Here is a 20,536-nt window from a genome sequence, read left to right on the forward strand (position 1 = left end):
GACGCTGACTCCTATTTGCCAGCAGGTGCCTTCAATGTGATTGCACCTCGCGCCTTTCCCCCAGAACTTATGGACGTTCAACCTCATCGGCATCGCAGGGATGCTCATGGGGCTTTTTTTTTTCGAATAGTGGAGCAATGCCATGACCAACCGAGGCTCTTCGGGTGAGCCACTGTGTGTATTGAATAACAATCTGTTTTTTCATTTAACGATTCGAATTTGGCTTTGCCGCTGCGATTAAATCGTTCGCACGCCTATTGCAAAGTCATCTAGCGCTAACGCATTACGTGGAGAAAACGTCGTGGAGATTAATACAATTATTAGCCTGTTCGGGCAGAAAGAATCCATGGAGCTGGTGCGGTTGTCGGTGATTTACGTTCATTTGCTGGCCTGTTGCATTGCCATCGGCCTGGTGTTCGCCAGTGACGCCGAGATGGTCAGGAACTTGTTGAAAGGTCATAAAGATGCAGGGCATGACAGTAAGCATATGACGAGCTTGCAGAAGTCCGTGGCCAATGCCCTGATATTCTTGTGGCTCACGGGCGCCGCAGTGATTGGAATTGACTACCTTGATAAAGGTATGAACTATTTTGCCAATCCGAAACTTCAAGCGAAGGTCATTATTGTCATGCTGCTGACCTTCAACGGCATGTTGTTGCATCGTTATGTATTGCCTGCCTTGCTCAAGGCGGGCAACTTGCTGGACCTTAATTTTGGCGTGCGGATGTTCGCGCTTTTCTCCGGCGCACTGTCGGGTGTGTCCTGGCTGTATGCGGCGATGCTGGGCGTTGGCCGGCCACTGGCCTGGAAATACTCGCTGACCGAGTTGCTGCTGGCCTATCCGGTACTGATCCTGCTTGGCTTTGTCATGATGGCTGCCCTGACCCAGTGGGCACGCAACCGTAGCCAGGCCGAACCGGTCCCGGCGCCTGTCTGGCGATTGGCAGGCATTCCTACCTGATTGCCTGAATTACGCTTCAATTGCGCCGCGAACCGGGAAGCGTGGTTCGCGGCGAGCTCGTTTCATGCGCAGCGTCCGGGCGGTTCGCCTGGCGGCTCACACACCGAATGCGGCGGGCTTGCGGGCGGAGTTCACTGCTCGACAGCGCAGTGAGGAAGGGCTGGGTGATCTCCAGGACGCGCCAAACGAGCGATATCTGTTGCTCTGCGCGACAGTAGTACACCCACCCGAAATCTTCACAGTACGCAAGACTTGCACAAGCCCTGTGGGAGCGGGCTTGCCCGCGAAAGGGCCGGAACAGGCAGTCGAGAAATTTCAGGAGTTCAACAATGGCCATACATGGCATGCCCGTGTCGTTGAATTTGAACGTCGCGCCTGGGGAGGGCTCTTAAATGCAAAGGACATTGTGAGGGCTCCCTTATGAGCATTGAACGCAGCATCCCCGAGCTCGAGGCCTGGTACGCCCAGTACGACGACATCAGTTACCGCCGTGAGTCGCCGGATGCCTACCACCATGAACTGCTGCGCACGGCCGAGGCCCTGCGTGACGATGGCGCGATCGATTGGGACGACTGGCTGGCACTCAAGGCATTGGCTGATGACGCCCATGTGCGCGCCCTGGAAGATGCCGTGCAGGCCCATGTCAGCGACCCCGACGCATGAAAGCGCTGAAGATTGCCACGTTCAACATCAACGGCATTCGTAGCCGGCTGCCGGCACTGCTGGCCTGGCTGGAGCGGGAGAAGCCCGACATCGCCTGCCTGCAGGAGCTCAAGGCGGCGGATCAGCAGTTTCCTCGCCAGGCGCTCGAAGCGGCGGGTTATGGTTGCCTCTACCAAGGGCAGCCTTCGTGGAACGGCGTGGCCATTCTGGCGCGGGGCAGCGAACCGCTGGAAGTACGTCGTGGCCTGCCTGGCATGGAGGACGACAACCAGAGCCGCTACCTCGAGGCAGCGGTGCAGGGAGTGCTGGTTGCATGCCTGTATCTGCCGAACGGCAACCCGCAACCGGGGCCGAAATTCGATTACAAGCTCCGCTGGTTCGAAAGCCTGATCGCCCATGTGAAAGGGCTGCATGACAGTGACCATCCCGCGCTGCTGGCGGGTGATTTCAATGTGGTGCCTACCGACATGGATATCTACAACACGCGCTCCTGGATGAAGGACGCGCTGCTGCAGCCCGAATCACGCGCGTGCTACCAGAAACTGCTCCAGCAAGGTTGGGTCGACGCCATCCGCCATCTGTATCCGGACGAACGCATCTATACCTTTTGGGATTACTTCCGCAACCACTGGGCCCGCAATGCCGGGTTACGTATCGACCACCTGCTGCTCAACCCCGAACTCGCGCCTTACCTGAAGCAAGCAGGCGTCGATGCCTGGGTGCGTAACGAACCCAAGGCCAGCGACCATGCACCAGTGTGGATCGAGCTGAGCACGCGTCGTCGGCCGTAGGGCAGTTCGAGCGAAACTTCAACTACCGGAACTACCGCTGGAGCCCGAACCACCGGAGCCTCCGGTCCCGTTGCCGCGTTCCGATCCATTGCTGTCACTACCCGATCGGTCGGTAGTGCCATCGCCACCGGTATTGTCAGTATCATTGCTATCGGTGCCGCCAGAGCCCGTGCCCATGGCATCCGCAGGCGTGCCGGAACCAGTCGCTCCACCTTGGCCGTTCATATGCCCGCTGTCATGCGGTTGCGTGCCAGGGGCACGCTGATCGTTCAGGTCGGTGTCTGCAAACACCACAGGTGCGCTGGCCCCCAGGCACAGTGCGAGCAGTAACGAGTGAGGCTTCAATATCTTCATGGCGATGCTCCTTTGCAGATGGGTCACCTTCTGTTCGGCCAGCATCGTCCGCGGCCGTGCCGTTTATTCGACGGAATGCATGGGGCGCTGAAATGCACCGCGGCGGGTTATCCCACGTGAATGCTTTGAGGCCCGCGCTTCGATTCCTCTGGCAAGGCCGTGACCTTGATCGCGCGTACCGGTACGGCGAACTTGGCACCAACCTTCGAGAAGCGCTCGAGCAGGTGGAAATTGATCGCTTGCTGGATGTCCATGTACAGGTTGTAGCCGGGGTCCTTGACGATGTACACGCACTCGAATTCCAGCGCTTCCTTGCCGAAGCCGCGCAGGTGGGCACGGTCGAAGCGCACCTGCTGCTGAGCCTTGATTGCTTCCTCGACGATAGCGGGTGCTTTCTTCACGGCCTCGGTTGGCGTGTCGTAGGACAGGCCGAACTCGAACACGATTCGTCGTTCCTGCAGGCGCTTGTAGTTCTGGATGGTGCTGCTGATCATGCTGGCGTTGGCCATGACGATCTGCTCGCCGCCCAGGCTGCGGATGCGTGTGGTCTTCAGCCCCACGTGTTCCACCGTGCCGGCCAGGGGGCCGATGACGATGAAGTCGCCCACCTCGAACGGCTTGTCCACGGCGATGGATAGCGAGGCGAACAGGTCGCCGAGGATGTTCTGCACGGCCAGTGCAACAGCGATACCGCCTACCCCCAGACTGGCGACGAAGGCGGTGATGTTCACGCCCAGGTTGGAGAGCATCGCCAGCAGCACCACTGACCACAACAATACGCGCGCGCCCCATGCCGACAGCGTGGCCAGCGCGCTGCCCTGGTTCAACCCGTCGGTGCGATGCCGGGCGAAGTAGCGACTCAGGCCAAGGCCGATGGCGCGGTTGGCCCATAGCCCTATCTGCAATGCCGCGACCACGAACCACAGGCTACCAACCCGGGTCAGCCAGCGCTCGGGCAGGTCGAGCATGCTCAGGCCCACCAGCAGCGAGGCAAGGAACAGCAGAAAGTTGCTGGTTCCGGCAAGCACCTTGGCCAGTACGTGGCTGAGCGCGCCGTCGTGCTCGGACCAGCGCCTGACCCGATGCAGCATGAAACTGATGGCCGCCCGCGCCACGAGGAATGTCAGCACGGCTACCGTCAGCGCCAGCAACAGGTTGAGAACGGAAACTCCAAACAGTGTGGTATCGGTGAACAAGGCGATGATGCGATCACTCATGAGACATTTGCCTCCTTGCGTGGGACCGGGTGACTGGGGGAGCGGCATTGCCGGTGAAGCAGGCAATGCCGCTGGATCGGTGAGCCTCAGCCGTCGGACTGCTCCTCTGGCGGCACCTGGCCTTCGGGCCAGTCGGGTGCTTCCTGCTCCTGCTCCTGTTCAGGCACGGGCTCGCCTGGGTTGTGTGGTACTTCGTCCACGTAAGGGTCGGGGTGGTTGGGTTCGATCATGGTCTGGTTCCTCGCTGTCGGGCTATCAGGCATGTGTTCAGGCGTTCAGCCGGATTCCACTGCGGTGTTTTTCTTCCAGCCCCGCAGGTTCATGGCGCACAGGCAACCCTGCAGGATGATCAGCGCCCAGGCCTGCGCCTGCCACCCCCACACGGCCCACAGCACATTGCTGCCAATGAAGCAGCAGAAGCCCAGCTTGCGCCGGCCTGGGCGCCGTGAGCCGATGCACCAGGCGGCAAGTACTGTCAGGGCCATGGCGGGCCATTCAAGAAAGTCGATCCAGGCCTCCATCACGCGGCACGCTGTTCGCCTTTGAGCAGTTTCTTCTGCGCCTCCATGGCCTGGCCGAGCTCATCCAGCTGCTGCTTGCCCAGCAGCTTGCGGGCAGTCGGGAACAGCTCGCTTTCTTCTTCCTCGATATGGTGTTCCAGCAGCTCCTTCATCACCTTGACCCGCCCGGCAAACTCGACGGTGCCGGTCTCGGTTTGCAGCAGGTCCGGCAGCACCAGCGAATCTACGGTGCGGTGCTCTTCCTTGGCTTCGTAATACATCTTCGCTTCTTCCTTGCCGCCGGCCTGCTTGATGGCCGGATACAGGATTTCTTCTTCCAGAGCGGTGTGGATTGTCACTTCCTGCTTGATGCGTTCAAGCAACTCGGCGCGTTTCTTCACCGCGCGCTCAGTGGTGGAGGAGAGTTCCTCCAGCAGCTTCTTCACCAGCTCATGGTCCTGGATCAACAATTCGATAGCGTTCATGCAACACCTCTTCGGGGTTGGAAAAATCACGATTGCCTTCGATGGAGTAGGGCGCGGGCGCCAAGGTTCAAAGCGGATGATCAACGTACCGGTGTGTGGGAGGCCGGCCGCACGAGGTCCCGCGCAGGTTGCACCGGACGGGCAGGGTCATTCCTGCGCAATGATCGAGATCTTGCCGTTGCGCTCGACGATGGCGAACTTGATCTGCTCGACGCTTTCGATTCCCTGGCTGTCCCGAGCCGATTCGAGAATGTCGTCCTCGGTCAGCCGCGCCCGCCGCATTCGGTGGTGGAGAAAGCGACCTCGTTCCACTACCAGTGTCGCGTGGCCGTCGACCAGCCGGGCCAGGCGCCTGGAATTGAGCTTGGCCAGCGACAGGCCGACATCCAGGACGATCAGCGTGGCGATCACCAGCATGGCGTTGGTGAACGAGAAGTCCTCGCCGAGCAATGCCTGCTGGGTTGCTTCGCCGATGATCAGCAGCAGGACGAAGTCGAAGGTGGTGAGGTCTGCCAGCGAGCGCCTGCCAGCCACGCGAAACAGCAGCATCAGCGCGATGTACATGCCTGTCGCACGAAGAATGGAGTCCATGGCGCGCTCCTACGGGTAGAGAAAGGTCGAGAAGTGCACTGTGCTGTCCGGGCCCGCGCTGACAACACCGTCGAGAGTACCGACGTGTTCGCTGCGCAGGGTCAGGTAGAGGGTTGCGATGCCCTCTTTGCTGGTGCCGAGCTGGAGCAGCAGCGACCTGCCATGGGAACGCGACACTTGCGGCTCTGGCTGCAGCGTTTCGATACTGGCTTCGCGAAGGAGGGTCCCCCCGAGCAGCAGCATCACAGGCTCCCCGGCAGTACCGCGAACCGTAATGCGCAGGTTGTCGGTGGTGCCTGTGCGGCTGAGGCGCTGATACTCCACATGCACCCGGCCGTCCTCGCTCGTGACCTGCGCGTCACTGAGCGGACCATTGCCGAACACCCCGGCCAGGGCCAGCAGCACGACCAGCACCAGGGCATACCATCCCACCCGTTCGAAACGCCAGACCCGCTGCTGCATCCGCATGTCTTCCTCGACGGGGTGGCGCCTTGAAACCAACTCCTCTTCGTCCATGCCCGTAGCCCCCTCAGGTAACCCCTCAGGCGCGCTCACCACGCAGCCAGCGTTGGTGGTAATGCGCCAGGTGTGACAACCCGTAGAGCGCGCCCTGGCGGATTACCTCCGCGCGTTCGCCGAAAAAGCGCTGGCTACGCGTGAACACCGCCAAGGGCTCGCCGGCGAACGCCCAGGCAAAGCACACGGTGCCTGGGGCGATGGCATCCTGCGGCTCCGGCCCGGCGACACCCGTGCTTGCAATGGCAACGGTGGCATCGCTGTCTTTCAATGCGCCGAGCGCCATCTCCCAGGCTACCGCCTCACTGGTCAGGCCGTAGCGTTCGATGGTTTGTGGGCTGACGCCGAGCAGGCGCTTTTTGGCACTTGGCGAGTACACCACGTAGCCGCTTTCCAGTACCTCGCCGGTTCCCGGCACTGCTGCCAGCAGCGCAACCATGGCACCGGCAGTGCAGGACTCTGCCGTGGTCAGCACCAGTTTGTGTACCTTGAGGTAATCAAGGGCCTCGAGTACGGGGTCGGTCGCCATGGCGGTCACTCGTGCGTTGTTTTGTGGTGGACGTGTTTCCTGCGGGATTGGTTCATTGCGTGTGTACCACCCATCAACGGCGGGTAAAGCTTCCTGAACTTTGTTCCGCTTGCTGGCTTCCTCTTGGTAGGAGGTGGTGGCGCGGACCACGCGCTGCTGCTGGAACAAGCAGAGGAGAAGCGATCATGACCGAGCCTGTGACGTATTTCTGGATCGCTGTGGCGGCGATCATTGTGTTGCTCGATCTGGGGGCCATCGTCAGTGTTTTCCGCAGTGACAAGAGCGATGTGACGAAAGCGATGTGGGCACTGTTGCTGTTGGCGCTGCCCATTGTCGGCCTGGCTATCTGGGGCGTGCTTGGGCCGCGTGGAATCAAACGCGGTACCGGGCCGTCTTCGCCTGAACACAGCAAGGGGTAGGAGGGGGAGATGAAGAAAGAATCGGATGCACCTCGCAGCGGAACCCAAGGTGAAGAGGAACGGGACAATGATGCGCAGCGTCCTGATGGGTCAACCGGCACGTCCCATGATTCCACTGCGCAGAAAGCAGCTCGTGATGAAACGCAACGCAAGCGTTGAGCGGGCCGGCTTTAAGAACTGAATTCGCAAGCGGTCCGCGTAACCTGTGGGAGCGGCTTTAGCCGCGAACAATCCAACGCATGGCACCGGCTGCGCGGTGTTCGCGGCTAAAGCCGCTCCCACAGGGTCCCTGCTAACTCAATGAGTTATGGGCAGTTCCAGGGGAGCGGGTAACCCCGGGTGCAGCGCCGATCATCGCTGTATCCCACCGAATGTATGGTCAGGCCCCAATGTACCGGCGGCAGCGCCCGGCACGAGGATGACCTTGCGGCAGTCGTCCTGCTTCTGGTCGAACAACTTGTAACCCAGGGCCGCTTCTTCCAGGGCCAGGCGGTGGGTGACGATAAGTTCCGGTTGCAGGCGCCCGGCCTCGATATGTTCGAGCAGTTCGGGAAGGAATTTCTGCACATGGGTCTGGCCCATCTTGAACGTCAGCCCCTTGTCGAAGGCATCGCCAAACATGAAGGCGTGGATAAAACCCGCATAGACCCCAGGCACGCTGACCACGCCGCCCCGGCGCACCGCAGCGATGCTCTGGCGCAGCGCCTTGCCGCTGCTGCCCTCGATCTTCAGTGTGGTCAATACTGTTTCGGTGGTACTGCCCTTGGCCTCGAAACCGACCGCATCGATGACTGCGTCCACACCGCGCATGCCTGGGGTCAGGCGGATGATGCTGTCGGCCGGGTCATCATCCTGCTCGAAGTTGATCGGCACCACGCCGTAGGCGTCGCGAGCGAACGCCAGGCGGTAGTCATTGTCGTCGACCATGAAGATTGTCTGGGCGCCCAGCATGCGCGCGCAGGCTGCGCTCAGCAGGCCGACCGGCCCGGCGCCATAGATGGCCACAGTCGAGCCTGGGCCGACCTGCGCATTGGTAACGGCCTGCCAGGCCGTGGGCAGGATATCCGAGAGGAACAGCACCTTGTCGTCCGGCAGGGCGGTAGGCACCTTGAACGGGCCGACGTTGGCCTTGGGCACCCGCACGAAATCCGCCTGGCCGCCGGGCACGCCGCCATAAAGATGGCTATAGCCGAACAGTGCGGCGCCGGGTGGGATGCTTTTCTTGTTGATGATTGCACCGCGGCCGGTGTTGGTGGTTTCGCAAGCGGCGAACTGGTCGAGTTGGCAGAAGAAGCAGCTGCCGCAGGCGATCACGAAGGGAATTACCACGCGGTCACCGACCTGCAGGTTGGTCACCCCGCGGCCGGTCTCTTCGACGATGCCCATGAACTCGTGGCCGAAGATATCGCCCGGCTCTGTCTGTGGAATCTTGCCATGATAGAGGTGCAGGTCGGAGCCGCAGATGGCGGTAGCGGTGACCCGAAGGATGATGTCGTCTTCGTCCTGGATGAGCGGGTCGGGGACATTGTCGACCCTGACGTCCTGGGTTCCGTGGTATGTCAGTGCTCTCATTGGTTCATCTCCTGCAGAGGCGGGTCCGGATGGTCTATGCAGGGGAAGCCAAGGGGGGAGGTAAAGTTCAGCTGGAATCATCCAGTGGCAAGTTTCAGTGCTACTGGCCCCAGCCAACGTAGCGAAGTCGTTGGGGTGACATGGCATCAGCTGAAAACAGCTACCGGAGGAAACTTTAGCTGCCCTGTCAGGCTCAACCGTGCTCAAGCCGAGCGTAAAGCCATGAACAATAATCCAGCGTCGCAAACAAGCTCTGCCCCGTCGGCCACTCCAAGGCAGGTTGCGGGTGTGCTGGCATCGGCCACGTTGATGGTGCTTGCCTCGGGGGTTGCGCCGCATGACCGTGCAGATTGGTGGCTGGAAAACGTTTTGCCGCTGGCACTCCTGCTCACCTTGGCTGCAACCAGCCGCTATTGGCGCTTTTCGTGGCATGCCTACCTGGCAATCGTGGTGATGCTGGCGATTCATGAGCTAGGCGCGCATTTCACCTATGCCAAGGTTCCCTATGACGCTTGGCTGCGTGCGCTTATCGATCACTCTCTGAATGCCTGGATGGGCTGGCAACGCAACCAGTTCGATCGTCTGGTGCATCTGAGCTATGGCCTTCTGTTCGTCTTGCCGATCAGGGAACTGCTCCAGCGCCAGGCCCTTTTGCGGGGCGGCTGGTTGGCGTTGTGCGCTGTTTCTTTCGTGCTTGCGACATCGGCGCTGTACGAACTGCTGGAATGGATAGGCGGCCAATACCTGGGCGATGACCGGGCACAAGCCTTTCTCGCGACCCAGCAAGACCCTTGGGATGCGCAAAAGGACATGGCCTTGGCTTTGCTCGGCGCACTTTTCACCTTGTTGATCCAGTGGTTTGGGTCACGCAAGCTTTGGGGCAGAAGGGTAGTGTGTCTGGAGGACGGGCACGGGTGACGGGGCAGGACTTATTGCTGTGTAGGAGCGGCCTTGTGTCGCGAAAGGGCTGCGAAGCGGCCCCAGGGTTTCGGTGCAGACGCATAAGTTGCTGGGGCTGCTTCGCAGCCCTTTCGCGACACAAGGCCGCTCCTACAGGGCCAGCAGGTAGCATCCAGCGCGACACTGGAAAGGCCTTTCGCAATCAGCCAGTGACCAGCGAAAATCCCTAAAGTTTCCGTTGGGAAAACAGTAACTTGGAGAATTTTTTCAAGTCGTGTCACTCGTCGGATTTCCATGGTAAGGCCCTGTGCAGAGCCTCAGGATCGCCTCCGTACCCCTCTGAGGCTTTCACATATGAAGTACTCCTCGATTCTCTTGTTGTCACTTGGCCTGCTGAGCGGCGTTGCGTCGGCAGGCGGCAATACCGAAGCAGGTATAGGTGGCGCATTGGGTGGAGTATTGGGCTCGGTAGTAGGCCAGTCGATCGGCGGCAGCACCGGCTCTGCAATCGGCGCCGGCCTGGGTGGCGCGGCCGGTGGTGCGGTGGGTGCCGACAAGCACAGCCGTGGCGAGGCGGCCATTGGCGGCGCACTGGGTGCAGCTGGCGGTAACGTGGTGGGTCGCAAGATGGGCGGCACCACTGGCAGCATGATCGGCGCAGCAGCCGGTGGCGGTGTGGGTGGTGCCTTGGGCAACCACATGGGCCGGGAATACGATGACGAAAGCGGGCATCGCTATCGTGATTATGACGACGATGACGACGATCGGGGCTGGCGTCGTCACCGCCACGACCGTGGCCATCACTACGGCTGGCGCAACAAACACCGCCACGACGACTGATCTCGCCGAGGCGGTTACGCTGTTTTCTTTACCTGCTTGGGGCCGCTTTGCGGCCCTTTCGCGACACAAGGCCGCTCCCGCAAAGGCTCTGTTCCATGCGCGACAGCGCAGCCATGAGGTAGAGGGCTGTTGTGGTCTGCCGCGCCTAGTTCGTTGGCAAGAGGATCACGAAGTTCTTTTTCATGTCTTCCAGCACGGTCCATTTGCCCTTGGCGCCCGGTTCGATGATGAACGTGTCGCCAGCGGCCAGTTTGATGGGGGCGCAACCCTCAAGCTCGATGACGCAGCATCCACTCAGGACATGGCAGAACTCCCAAACCTTGTAGTCGATGCGCCACGCTCCGGTGCTGGCTTCCCATTCTCCGGAAATGCGACCTTGCTGTTCATCGTGATAGTACTTGGACGTCAGCGTATGAGGGGTGCCTTCCACCACCTCTTCAAAAAAGGGAAGGTCGCGTATCGGTTGGATATCCAGTTCGCGGAACACGGTCAGTTTCTTGTTCATGGCTTTTTCTCGAGCACGTTTTGGTTAGGGCGATACATCAAATAGGCTTCACCGGTTACGCCCAGCATCGGGTGCGGAACGATCTGGCAGGTTTTAACAATTTGAAAACCGTGACGTTCGTAGAAGCGGCGTGCACCGTGGTTTTCTGCATAATCGATCAGGCATAGCCCATTCAGGCCCGACTCCTCGGCGCGCTGCTGGGCGTGGCGAAGAAACTGGACGCCCAGCCCCTGGCTGCGCCAGGCTTCATCCAGGGCCAGGCTGGATATGTACAAGGTGTCGGGTATTTCCATTTCGGAATAAGGCGCGAGGACCGGGTCTGCCTCGACAGACCTGTCAGGGGTCTCGTGCAAGGCATAGCTATGCATCATGCCGATGACACGCCCTTCGAAAGTGGCCATCAGGCAGTTCTTGTAGGAAAAGTCGCCTTGTTCCCTGGCATAGCGAGACGCACCGACGCTCAGCAATGCTTCTCCAGGAGCGGCAAGCTTGCTCCATATGTAATCGGCCATGCCCTCCGATGTCAGTTGAAAGAAGCGCGCAATATCGTGCGCGTCCGAGGCTTGAGCGGGCCTGAAGTCGATAGGCATGTACAGTGCTCCCATGGGATCGGGTGGTTAGTTTTCAAGGATTACGCCTTTGGCAGGGAGGCAGGGTAGGCGGGTTGAACGGTGCCCATCATGCTGTGGGCGAACACCGTCAGCACGGTGTGCGACGCTGTCCCATGCACAAAGACAGGTTGCCGTCTGATGGCTCATGCCTGGGGAATTGATCGTGCAGTTACCGGAGGTGGTTAGGCGAGAAACGGGCGATGTGTACGCCCATTGGGGGGAGGGCCGGAAACAGAGCAGGGGTGAGCCCCGTATGGAGGTCGTATGTCACGAAAGGCAGCTACCGGCCCACGGCGGACACTGATCCAAAGCTCTGTAGTCAGTACCGGCCTCATCGCCGGCAAGCCGGCTCCCACAGGAATACCACCAGCCTTCAGGTATGCGCTGTACCTGTGGGAGCCGCGCTTGCCGGCGATGGGCCGCGAAGCGGCCCCGGTTACAGATTTCCGCTATGGGTCGTTAGCCGCCATTCGCGACTACGACAGACAAGGATCGATTGTGGGCAGCTGTGGATCACCCCTTTACCTTTTATCTTCGCTAGCCTGGAGCACCCCGGCAGCATGCCTTGGCAATGCGATAGAAATCAGGGCAGCCAGCAGAACAAACGCTGTGGAGATCCACAGGCAGGCTCCCAGCCCGTAAGCCTGGAACACCCAACCGGAAAGCAGCGTACCGACCAGCCGCCCTAGCGCGTTGGACATGTAATAGAAGCCCACATCCAGCGATACCCCGTCTTCCTTGGCATAGCTGACGATCAGGTAGCTGTGCAGTGATGAATTCACGGCGAACAGCACGCCGAACAGCATCAGCCCGCCCACTAGCACCACCTGCGCCGACCAGCCTGCCGACAGGCCCAGGGCGATGAGCGCCGGCAGCCCGGCAAGGGCGATCGCCCAGATGAAGGCCGCGCGACCGTCGGGCACATGGCCGCGTTTCTTGCCAGTGATGTGGGGCGCAAGTGACTGGACGATGCCGTAGCCGATTACCCATGCAGCCAGGAAGCCGCCGACCAGCCAGAAGTCCCAGCCGAAAGCCGTGCTCAGGTACACCGGCAAAGCCACGACGAACCAGACGTCACGGGCACCAAAAAGAAACAGCCGTGCGACCGAGAGAATGTTGATGGCCCGGCTCTTGGACAGCATGTCGCGGAATTTCGGTTTGGCCTTGGCCTTGCCCAGGTCCTTCTTCAGCAGGATCAGGCTGCCGATCCAGATCAATGCCAGTACCGCCGCCATGGCCAGCACCGCCAGGGTGAAGCCGAGCAGGGCGAGCAGGGCGCCGCCAAGGAAGAAACCAACGCCCTTGAGCGCGTTTTTCGAGCCCGTCAGGATGGCGACCCACTTGTACAGCGTGCCTTGCTGGCTGTCCGGCACCAGAAGCTTGATGGAGCTCTTGGCGCTCATCTTGTTCAGGTCCTTGGCGATGCCGGAAAGCGCCTGGGCCATCATCACCCAGGCCACCGTGAGCCAGGCTGCCGGTACCGTGAGCATCAGCAGGGCCAGGACCTGCAGGCCCAGGCCTATGTTCATGGTGCGATTCAGCCCCAGGCGGGCGCCGAGGTAGCCGCCTGCCAGGTTGGTGATCACGCCGAACACTTCGTAGAACAGGAACAGCGCCGCGATTTGCAACGGCGTGTAGCCCAGTGAATGGAAGTGCAGTACCACCAACATGCGCAACGCGCCGTCGGTGAGGGTGAAGGCCCAGTAGTTGCCGGTAACCAGCAGGTACTGACGCACTTCCATGGACAGGGCTGACAACGCCTTCATGATTGCCGTCTACTCCGCCATGCCGACCATTCGCGCCAGTTCCGCTGCGCGGTTGGCGTAGCCCCACTCGTTGTCGTACCAGGCATAGATTTTTACCTGGGTGCCATTGACCACCAGGGTCGACAGCGCATCGATGATCGAAGACCGTGGGTCGGTTCGGTAGTCGATGGACACCAGTGGTCGTTCTTCGTAGCCGAGGATTCCGTTCAACGGGCCTTCGGCAGCAACCTTCAACAACGCATTGACCTCTTCAGCCGTGGTCTCACGCGCCACCTCGAAAACGCAGTCGGTCAGCGAGGCGTTGGCCAGCGGTACACGCACGGCATGGCCATTCAGCTTGCCGCGCAATTCAGGGAAGATTTCGGCGATTGCGGTAGCCGAGCCCGTAGTGGTCGGGATCAGGCTCATGCCCGAGGCACGGGCGCGACGCAGGTCCTTGTGCGGCGTATCAAGGATGCTCTGGGTATTGGTCAGGTCGTGGATGGTGGTGATCGAGCCGTGGCGGATGCCAAGGCTCTCGTGAATCACCTTGACCACCGGGGCCAGGCAGTTAGTGGTGCAGGAGGCGGCGGTGACAATACGATGCTGCGCCGGGTCAAACAGGTGCTGGTTGACCCCCATCACCACGTTCAGGGCGCCTTTCTCCTTCACTGGAGCGCAGACCACCACACGTTTGACGCCCTGATCCAGGTAGGCCTGGAGCACCGCTACCGACTTCATCTTGCCGCTGGCCTCGATGACCAGGTCGCAGCCCGACCAGTCGGTGTCCGCAATGTTCTTGTTCGCGGTGACCTTGATGCGCTTGCCCTCGATCACCACCGAGTCGCCATCTGCCCCGGCTTCACGATCCCAGCGCCCGTGGACCGAGTCGAAGTTGAGCAGGTGGGCGTGGGTCTGGGCGTCGCCGGCCGGGTCATTGATCTGGATGAATTCGAATTCCGGCCAGCCCCAGGACGCGCGCAGCGCCAGGCGACCGATACGGCCAAACCCATTGATGCCTACTTTGATTGCCATGGTCTTGTTCTCGAGTTGTGACTTCAGATGGATCGTTGATTGACACGCCTGGACAGTTCCTCGGCCGACTCTTTGCGCTCGGAGTAGCGGTCGACGAGGTAGTCGGCGCGGTCGCGCAACAGCAGGGTGAACTTCACCAGCTCTTCCATGACATCGACGACACGGTCGTAGTACGGGGACGGTTTCATGCGGCCCGTTTCGTCGAACTCCAGGTAGGCCTTGGGTACGGACGACTGGTTGGGGATGGTGAACATGCGCATCCAGCGGCCAAGCACACGCAGCTGGTTGACCACGTTGAACGACTGCGAACCGCCGCATACCTGCATGACCGCAAGGGTCTTGCCTTGGGTCGGCCGTACGGCGCCCATGCTCAGGGGGATCCAGTCGATCTGCGACTTGAACACACCAGTCATGGCGCCATGACGTTCCGGAGAGCACCAGACCATGCCTTCCGACCACAGCACCAGGTCGCGCAGCTGCTTGACCATCGGATGGTCATCGGGCGCGTCATCTGCCAATGGCAGGCCGGACGGGTTGAAGATTCGCGTCTCGGCACCGAAGTGCTCCAGCAGGCGGGCGGCTTCTTCGGTCAGCAGGCGGCTGAAGGAGCGTTCGCGGGTCGAGCCGTACAGCAGCAGGATGCGAGGCTTGTGGGTGGACTTTTGCTCGACTGCCAGCTTGTCTGCTGTCGGCAGGTCGACCAGATCGTTGTCGATGTTGGGAATGTGGTGTTCGGTCATGATTTACTCCTGAGACAAGGCGCCAGATGGCTGATCGAACCAGCGACGCTTGAGCCACCAGGCCACGCCAACCAGCGAGATCAGTACCGGCACTTCCACCAAGGGCCCGATGACGGTGGCAAACGCGACCGGCGAGGCGAGGCCGAAGGTGGCGATGGCCACGGCAATGGCCAGTTCGAAATTGTTGCTTGCCGCAGTGAAGGCCAGCGCAGTGGTGCGGGGGTAGTCGGCCTCCAGCAGCTTGCCCATCCAGAAGCTGATGAAGAACATCACCACGAAATAGATGGTCAGCGGGGTGGCGATGCGCAGCACGTCCAGCGGCAGTTGCAGCACCATGTCGCCTTTCAGGCTGAACATGGCAACGATGGTCAGCAGCAACACCACGAGGGTCAGCGGGCTGATTTTCGGAATGAAGTGCTCCTGGTACCAGGTGGCACCTTTCCGGCCGATCAGGGTCCTGCGGGTCAGGAAACCGGCAAGGAACGGGATACCCAGGTAGATCAGCACCGATTGGGCTATATCGAGGAAACTAGTCTCGATGACGCTACCTTCCAGGCCGAACAGTGGCGGTAGCAGGCCCAGGAAGATCCAGGCGTACACGCTGAAGAACAGGATCTGGAAAATGCTGTTGAAGGCGACCAGGCCAGCCACGTACTGGTTATTGCCGCCAGCGATCTGGTTCCATACCAGCACCATGGCGATGCAACGCGCCAGACCGATGAGTATCAGGCCGGTCATGTACTCGGGCTTGTCGGAAAGGAACACTACTGCCAGCCCGAACATCAGCACCGGGCCGATCACCCAGTTCTGGATCAGCGACAGGGCGAGGATGCGCTTGTCCTTGAAGACCTGCGGCAACTCCTCGTATTTCACTTTCGCCAATGGCGGGTACATCATCACGATCAGGCCGATTGCGATGGGGATGTTGGTCGAGCCCACCGACAGGCTGTTCAGCCACGCTGGCAACCCTTGGAACAGGCTGCCGAGAGCGATCCCCAGGCCCATGGCCAGGAAGATCCAGACCGTCAGGTAGCGGTCGAGGAAGGAAAGCCGGCTTTTGCTCATGGTGTATCTCCCTGAATGTGAGAGCGTTTCGATGATCGCCAGCTCGGCCTTGAGCCGGGCGGCATCCAGTCGTTCGAAAGGCAATGCGAGAAATGCCTTTTTTCGACAGTAGTCAGCAGCAGGCAGCGACGCGCTGAGGGCGGTCACCCATGGTGTCCAGTCGTTTGGCGCTGGTGCCCAACCATTCGCGATTGGCTTCCAGCGTGGTTACCAGGACATCGCGTACCCAGGCGGGCAGTTCTGGATGCAGGCGGTAATACACCCATTGCCCCTGCCGGCGATCTTCAAGCAGGCCGCAGGTGCGCAGTTGTGCGAGGTGCCGGGAAACCTTGGGTTGGCTTTCTTCCAGGGCGCAGATCAGTTCACACACGCACAGCTCTTCCTCACGAGCGATCAGCAGCATCATCCGAATGCGGTTCTCGTCGGCGAGGCATTTGAATACCTGGGTCGGGGTCAGCGAGTCAGTCATGGTGGTTCTCGGTGTTTGCTTTTCATGCTTGATATATATGGTTTTTCAAATATACGAATTTTCGCATGTATTGCAAGGCCTGCCAGATTGATTCCTGCAGACGAAAGAAGGCCTTGCAGGAGATCGCCCAGCTTGTGGGCTGCGCTGACGCTTGGCGAACTGAATTCGCAAGCAGTCCGCCTACCCTGCCAATTCAATGAGTCATGTGCGGTTCCATGAGGGCGGGCCAGTTCCACCGTAGCGTCCTGTCGATCAAGGCTTGACCGCCCACGCTGTGCAAATACGTTTAACATGCGCCAGGCCTGCCCCCATCGTTGAAGAGATCTGTATGGAGTTACGTCAGCTTCGCTATTTCCTGAGTGTTCTGGAGTACGGCAGCCTTGGCAGGGCTGCGGTCGAACTCGGGGTCGGCGCCTCGGCATTGAGCCAACAGCTGTCCAAGCTGGAGAGCGAGCTGTGTACCCGGCTTTTGACACGTTCGAGCACAGGCGTGTCGCCGACGGCGGCGGGCCTGGCCTTCGAATATCATGCGCGGCTGGCGCTTCGCCAGGCGGAGCATGCTGTGCTGGCGGCACAAAGCGGCCGCATGAGCGGCTACGCCAGCGTGGGGTTGGCACCGACCACCGCATCGATTCTTGGCCTGGCGTTGATTGACCGTATGCGCGAACGCTATCCCGACATCCGTCTGCACCTGGTGGAAATGCTGTCCGGTTATCTGATGAACCAGCTCAATGCCAGGCACCTTGACCTGGCGGTGCTGTTCCAGGCAGAGACGGGGCCGCGGCTGGAGGTGCGGGCGCTTCTCACGGAGCGGCTGTTCGTGCTGGTTCCCGCCCCGCTGGTCAAGGCCGAGTGGGGCGAGTCGCTCACATTGCAACAGATCGCGACGCTCCCCTTGGTGATGCCCAGCACGCAGCATGGCCTGCGCACGACGTTGCGCTCGATCTTCGAGCGGGCAGGGCTGGAGGCCAGCATCGTCATGGAGGTCGATGGTTTGTCGTTGTTGATGGATTGCGTGTGTGCGGGTCATGCCGCGACCATCCAGCCCGGCGCGACGGTGGCCCGTGCGCATCAGGCAGGCTTGCGCGTGTTTGCCATCGATGAAGCACAGGCGCAGCGTCGCAATGTAATTGTCAGCCTGACTGATGACGAGCTTTCGCCAGCAGCGCTGGCAACGCGGATCGTACTGCAGGAGGTCGCTCGGGATCTGGTGGAACAGGGCCGATGGCCCGGGGCCCGGCTGCTTTGACCCAGACGCTGGGTGCGCTCATCCAGCCCCTTTAGAAAAACTGAATGCCTCCCCCCGACGATCGCGTTTCGCACCCATAAGGCACTCATTAAAGTCCCCGGTCACGAGGAGCAGCCGAACATTCGGCTCTTCGTGATCTGGAGGTGAAATGATCGATGTGCTAGTCATCGGAGGGGGCAATGCCGCCCTCTGTGCCGCGCTGATGGCGCGAGAGGCCGGAGCCAGCGTGCTGCTGCTCGAGGCCGCACCCCGCGCCTGGCGTGGTGGCAACTCACAACACACGCGTAACCTGCGGTGCATGCATGATGGCCCCCAGGACGTACTGCTCGAGTCGTACCCGGAAGAGGAGTTCTGGCAGGACCTGCTGAAGGTCACCGGTGGCCAGACCAACGAAAAGCTTGCGCGCCTGGTGATTCGCGCATCCTCCAGCTGCCGCGGGTGGATGCGCCGGCATGGCGTGCATTTCCAGCCGTCATTGTCTGGTGCGCTGCACACCGCACGGACCAATGCCTTCTTCATGGGCGGCGGCAAGGCGCTGGTCAATGCCTACTTCCGCAGCGCCGAAAACCTTGGCGTACAGATACGCTACGACACCCCCGTAGCCGACATAGAACTGCAGGACGGACGCTTCGTCGCGGCCCATGTGCCTGCGCGCGAGGTTCGGGGGCGTCAGCTGCCCGCCGAGCGCATCGAGGCGCGTACCTGTGTGCTTGCTGCCGGTGGTTTCGAGTCCAACCGCCAATGGTTGCGCGAGGCGTGGGGGCAGAACGAGCGAGGGGAGTGGCCTTCGGACAACTTCCTGATCCGTGGCACGCGTTTCAATGACGGTGTTCTGTTGCGCCGCATGATCGAACAGGGTGCCGACACGATTGGCGACCCGACGCAGGCGCACATGGTAGCGATCGATGCCCGCGCTCCGCTATACGATGGCGGTATCTGCACGCGCATCGATTGTGTGTCGCTGGGCGTGGTGGTCAACCGCGACGGCCAGCGCTTCTACGATGAAGGCGAGGACTTCTGGCCCAAGCGGTATGCCATCTGGGGGCGCCTGGTGGCGCATCAACCAGGGCAGGTGGGGTTCTCGATCATCGACCAGAAAGCGCTCGGTCGCTTCATGCCGCCGGTTTTCCCGGGCGCCACCGCCGATAGCCTGGAGGCGTTGGCCGGCCTGCTCGGTTTGCCTGTGCAGGCCTTCCTCGAAACCGTGCATGCCTACAACCGAGCCTGCCAGGTGGGTACCTTCGACCACACCCGCCTGGACGACTGCCACACCGTTGGCCTGGAACCTGTGAAAAGCCACTGGGCTCGCCCGATCGATACACCTCCTTACTACGGCTACCCGTTGCGCCCTGGCGTGACTTTCACCTACCTGGGGCTGCGCACCGATGAAACCGCCGCGGTTCATTTCGACAAACGTCCCAGCCCGAACCTGTTCGTTGCCGGCGAGATGATGGCGGGCAATGTACTGGGCAAGGGCTACACCGCAGGTGTCGGCATGTCCATCGGCACCGCCTTCGGCCGTATCGCCGGGACCAGCGCCGCTGCGGCGGCAGGTTACGAACATCCAGAAAAAGAGAACCGCCATGACTGCGCAACTGCCTGAACCACGCCAGCCTGATGCCGCCGGGTCGGCCCTCGAACTGATCCCGGTATTGAACCTGGAAGAGCGGGAAGTGGACCGGCAAATGCGGATATGCAACGCCTGTCGCTACTGCGAGGGCTTCTGCGCCGTTTTCCCGGCGATGACCCGCAGGCTGGAGTTCGGCAAGGCCGACATCCATTACCTGGCCAACCTGTGCCACAACTGCGGTGCCTGCTTGCATGCCTGCCAGTACGCGCAGCCTCACGAATTCGCCGTCAACGTACCCCAGGCGATGGCCAAGGTGCGCGGGCAAACCTACGCCGAATACGCATGGCCGGCCCTGTTCGGCCGGCTGTACCGGCACAACGGCGCCTATGTTGCCAGTGCCTTGGCAGTGGCCTTGTCGCTGTTCCTGCTGCTGGCGTTGTGGATCAATGGCACGCTGCTACCTGGTCGGCTGGCGGGCAATTTCTATGCGATCTTCCCGCACAACACCCTGGCGCTGATGTTCGGTTGCGTCTTTGTCGCTGCAGGCTTGGCACTGACGGTGGCGGTACGTCGCTTCTGGCGTTCGGTCTCGCCTGCCGAGGCGCTGGCGCAACCGGCAAAAGGGGCAGTGCTTGAGGCATCAAGCGCGGCGTTGACCCTGAAATACCTGGACGGCGCGCACGGCCAAGGTTGCAACAACGCCGATGATCGCTACACGCTCTGGCGCCGTCGCTTCCATCACTTCACCTTCTACGGCTTCATGCTGTGCTTTGCCGCCACGGTGGTCGCCACCGGGTATCACTATCTGCTGGGCCAGCAGGCGCCGTACCCGCTGCTGAGCGCACCGGTGTTGCTCGGAACCCTGGGCGGAATTGGCTTGATTGTCGGGCCGGCCGGGTTGCTGGCACTGAACCTGCGCAGGGCGCCGGAGCAGGGTGATGTGGCCCAGCGCCCCATGGACCGGGCCTTCATTGTGCTTCTGCTGTTGGTAAGCGCCACCGGCCTTGCCTTGCTGGGCCTGCGTGATACCGCCGCGATGGCGATCATGCTGGCGATTCACCTGGGTACCGTGATGGCGCTGTTCATCACGCTGCCCTATGGCAAGTTTGCCCATGGGCTGTTCCGCAGCGCGGCATTGCTCAAGTTTGCAATCGAGAAGCGCCGGCCCAACCGGCTGGGCCTGGGAGGGGAGTGAGCCATGAACACAGC

26 protein-coding genes are annotated in these 20,536 nt (G+C 61.0%); 10 read left to right on the top strand and 16 right to left on the bottom strand.

The genetic code is table 11. The features are described 5' to 3' along the window. Positions 1 to 346: 346 nt before the first annotated feature. The 3 genes from CAF92_RS00430 to xth all read left to right on the top strand — a co-directional run bounded on the left by CAF92_RS00430 (position 347) and on the right by xth (position 2,415). A complete protein-coding gene (locus CAF92_RS00430) occupies positions 347 to 961 on the top strand; it encodes a hypothetical protein (protein ID WP_085598383.1) in 615 nt (204 codons plus the stop codon). Positions 962 to 1,381: 420 nt separating this feature from the next. Further along, positions 1,382 to 1,624 carry a hypothetical protein gene (locus CAF92_RS00435; RefSeq protein ID WP_003257678.1) on the top strand — a complete coding sequence of 81 codons (243 nt, stop codon included), beginning with the start codon at positions 1,382 to 1,384 and terminating at the stop codon, positions 1,622 to 1,624. Continuing rightward, positions 1,621 to 2,415 (top strand): exodeoxyribonuclease III, encoded by a 795-nt coding sequence (gene xth, locus CAF92_RS00440; protein ID WP_085598385.1) that lies wholly within the window; start codon positions 1,621 to 1,623, stop codon positions 2,413 to 2,415. The genes CAF92_RS00435 and xth overlap by 4 nt, the downstream gene beginning before the upstream one ends. An 18-nt stretch (positions 2,416 to 2,433) precedes the next feature. On the opposite strand, the gene CAF92_RS00445 is transcribed toward xth, so the two are convergent. From CAF92_RS00445 to CAF92_RS00475, 8 genes are all read right to left on the bottom strand, one after another. Beyond that, entirely contained in the window at positions 2,434 to 2,769 is a 336-nt protein-coding gene (locus CAF92_RS00445) for a hypothetical protein (RefSeq protein WP_178081752.1), read from the bottom strand. 107 nt (positions 2,770 to 2,876) lie between these two features. Next, positions 2,877 to 3,986 (bottom strand): mechanosensitive ion channel family protein, encoded by a 1,110-nt coding sequence (locus CAF92_RS00450; protein WP_046613848.1) that lies wholly within the window; start codon positions 3,984 to 3,986, stop codon positions 2,877 to 2,879. An 86-nt stretch (positions 3,987 to 4,072) separates the two neighbouring features. Then, positions 4,073 to 4,216, bottom strand: coding sequence for a hypothetical protein (locus CAF92_RS27315; protein ID WP_158090591.1), 144 nt, complete (start codon positions 4,214 to 4,216; stop codon positions 4,073 to 4,075). Positions 4,217 to 4,261: 45 nt separating this feature from the next. Continuing rightward, entirely contained in the window at positions 4,262 to 4,507 is a 246-nt protein-coding gene (locus CAF92_RS00455; RefSeq protein ID WP_046613847.1) for a hypothetical protein, read from the bottom strand. Then, positions 4,507 to 4,971 carry a hemerythrin domain-containing protein gene (locus tag CAF92_RS00460; RefSeq protein WP_046613846.1) on the bottom strand — a complete coding sequence of 155 codons (465 nt, stop codon included), beginning with the start codon at positions 4,969 to 4,971 and terminating at the stop codon, positions 4,507 to 4,509. Before CAF92_RS00460 ends, CAF92_RS00455 begins: the two co-directional genes overlap by 1 nt. 147 nt (positions 4,972 to 5,118) lie before the next feature. Beyond that, entirely contained in the window at positions 5,119 to 5,562 is a 444-nt protein-coding gene (locus CAF92_RS00465; RefSeq protein ID WP_085598389.1) for a DUF421 domain-containing protein, read from the bottom strand. A 9-nt stretch (positions 5,563 to 5,571) separates the two neighbouring features. Then, positions 5,572 to 6,078: a hypothetical protein gene (locus CAF92_RS00470; protein WP_085598391.1), complete on the bottom strand. Its 507-nt coding sequence runs from the start codon at positions 6,076 to 6,078 to the stop codon at positions 5,572 to 5,574. Positions 6,079 to 6,103: 25 nt separating this feature from the next. Beyond that, positions 6,104 to 6,607, bottom strand: a complete 504-nt coding sequence (locus CAF92_RS00475) for a CinA family protein (protein ID WP_046613843.1) — start codon at positions 6,605 to 6,607, stop codon at positions 6,104 to 6,106. Between the two features lie 185 nt (positions 6,608 to 6,792). Here CAF92_RS00475 and CAF92_RS00480 point away from each other — a divergent pair, with 185 nt between their 5' ends. Further along, the gene (locus tag CAF92_RS00480) at positions 6,793 to 7,026 is read left to right on the top strand and encodes a PLDc N-terminal domain-containing protein (RefSeq protein ID WP_085598393.1); all 234 of its coding nucleotides are present in this window, start codon (positions 6,793 to 6,795) and stop codon (positions 7,024 to 7,026) included. A 9-nt stretch (positions 7,027 to 7,035) separates the two neighbouring features. Further along, the gene (locus tag CAF92_RS27390; protein WP_173015104.1) at positions 7,036 to 7,185 is read left to right on the top strand and encodes a hypothetical protein; all 150 of its coding nucleotides are present in this window, start codon (positions 7,036 to 7,038) and stop codon (positions 7,183 to 7,185) included. 192 nt (positions 7,186 to 7,377) lie between these two features. Here CAF92_RS27390 and CAF92_RS00485 read toward each other — a convergent pair whose 3' ends face one another. Further along, complete coding sequence (locus tag CAF92_RS00485) at positions 7,378 to 8,598, bottom strand: zinc-dependent alcohol dehydrogenase (RefSeq protein WP_046613842.1); 1,221 nt, start codon at positions 8,596 to 8,598, stop codon at positions 7,378 to 7,380. A gap of 84 nt (positions 8,599 to 8,682) precedes the next feature. Here CAF92_RS00485 and CAF92_RS00490 point away from each other — a divergent pair, with 84 nt between their 5' ends. Next, positions 8,683 to 9,516, top strand: coding sequence for a DUF2238 domain-containing protein (locus CAF92_RS00490; protein WP_256573599.1), 834 nt, complete (start codon positions 8,683 to 8,685; stop codon positions 9,514 to 9,516). Positions 9,517 to 9,852: 336 nt separating this feature from the next. After that, positions 9,853 to 10,338: a glycine zipper domain-containing protein gene (locus CAF92_RS00500; protein WP_085598399.1), complete on the top strand. Its 486-nt coding sequence runs from the start codon at positions 9,853 to 9,855 to the stop codon at positions 10,336 to 10,338. Between the two features lie 145 nt (positions 10,339 to 10,483). Here CAF92_RS00500 and CAF92_RS00505 read toward each other — a convergent pair whose 3' ends face one another. The 7 genes from CAF92_RS00505 to CAF92_RS00535 form a co-directional block, all read right to left on the bottom strand. Then, positions 10,484 to 10,843 carry a cupin domain-containing protein gene (locus CAF92_RS00505; RefSeq protein WP_085598401.1) on the bottom strand — a complete coding sequence of 120 codons (360 nt, stop codon included), beginning with the start codon at positions 10,841 to 10,843 and terminating at the stop codon, positions 10,484 to 10,486. Beyond that, positions 10,840 to 11,433: a GNAT family N-acetyltransferase gene (locus tag CAF92_RS00510; protein WP_178081753.1), complete on the bottom strand. Its 594-nt coding sequence runs from the start codon at positions 11,431 to 11,433 to the stop codon at positions 10,840 to 10,842. The genes CAF92_RS00505 and CAF92_RS00510 overlap by 4 nt, the downstream gene beginning before the upstream one ends. Positions 11,434 to 11,975: 542 nt before the next feature. After that, positions 11,976 to 13,220, bottom strand: coding sequence for an organoarsenical effux MFS transporter ArsJ (gene arsJ / locus CAF92_RS00515; RefSeq protein WP_085598406.1), 1,245 nt, complete (start codon positions 13,218 to 13,220; stop codon positions 11,976 to 11,978). Between the two features lie 9 nt (positions 13,221 to 13,229). Then, complete coding sequence (locus tag CAF92_RS00520) at positions 13,230 to 14,234, bottom strand: ArsJ-associated glyceraldehyde-3-phosphate dehydrogenase (RefSeq protein WP_085598409.1); 1,005 nt, start codon at positions 14,232 to 14,234, stop codon at positions 13,230 to 13,232. A 23-nt stretch (positions 14,235 to 14,257) separates the two neighbouring features. Continuing rightward, a complete protein-coding gene (arsH, locus tag CAF92_RS00525) occupies positions 14,258 to 14,974 on the bottom strand; it encodes an arsenical resistance protein ArsH (RefSeq protein WP_046613815.1) in 717 nt (238 codons plus the stop codon). 3 nt (positions 14,975 to 14,977) lie between these two features. Further along, positions 14,978 to 16,039, bottom strand: a complete 1,062-nt coding sequence (gene arsB, locus CAF92_RS00530) for an ACR3 family arsenite efflux transporter (protein WP_085598411.1) — start codon at positions 16,037 to 16,039, stop codon at positions 14,978 to 14,980. Between the two features lie 112 nt (positions 16,040 to 16,151). Next, entirely contained in the window at positions 16,152 to 16,508 is a 357-nt protein-coding gene (locus tag CAF92_RS00535; RefSeq protein WP_046613813.1) for a metalloregulator ArsR/SmtB family transcription factor, read from the bottom strand. 328 nt (positions 16,509 to 16,836) lie between these two features. Here CAF92_RS00535 and CAF92_RS00540 point away from each other — a divergent pair, with 328 nt between their 5' ends. From CAF92_RS00540 to tcuB, 3 genes are all read left to right on the top strand, one after another. Continuing rightward, complete coding sequence (locus tag CAF92_RS00540; protein ID WP_046613812.1) at positions 16,837 to 17,757, top strand: LysR family transcriptional regulator; 921 nt, start codon at positions 16,837 to 16,839, stop codon at positions 17,755 to 17,757. 148 nt (positions 17,758 to 17,905) lie between these two features. Further along, positions 17,906 to 19,360 carry an FAD-dependent tricarballylate dehydrogenase TcuA gene (gene tcuA, locus CAF92_RS00545; RefSeq protein WP_085598412.1) on the top strand — a complete coding sequence of 485 codons (1,455 nt, stop codon included), beginning with the start codon at positions 17,906 to 17,908 and terminating at the stop codon, positions 19,358 to 19,360. After that, complete coding sequence (gene tcuB / locus CAF92_RS00550) at positions 19,341 to 20,522, top strand: tricarballylate utilization 4Fe-4S protein TcuB (RefSeq protein WP_085598414.1); 1,182 nt, start codon at positions 19,341 to 19,343, stop codon at positions 20,520 to 20,522. Before tcuA ends, tcuB begins: the two co-directional genes overlap by 20 nt. Positions 20,523 to 20,536: the final 14 nt, after the last annotated feature.

The sequence above is a fragment of the Pseudomonas sp. B10(2017) genome (assembly GCF_002113295.1).
Classification (GTDB): Bacteria; Pseudomonadota; Gammaproteobacteria; order Pseudomonadales; family Pseudomonadaceae; genus Aquipseudomonas; species Aquipseudomonas pudica.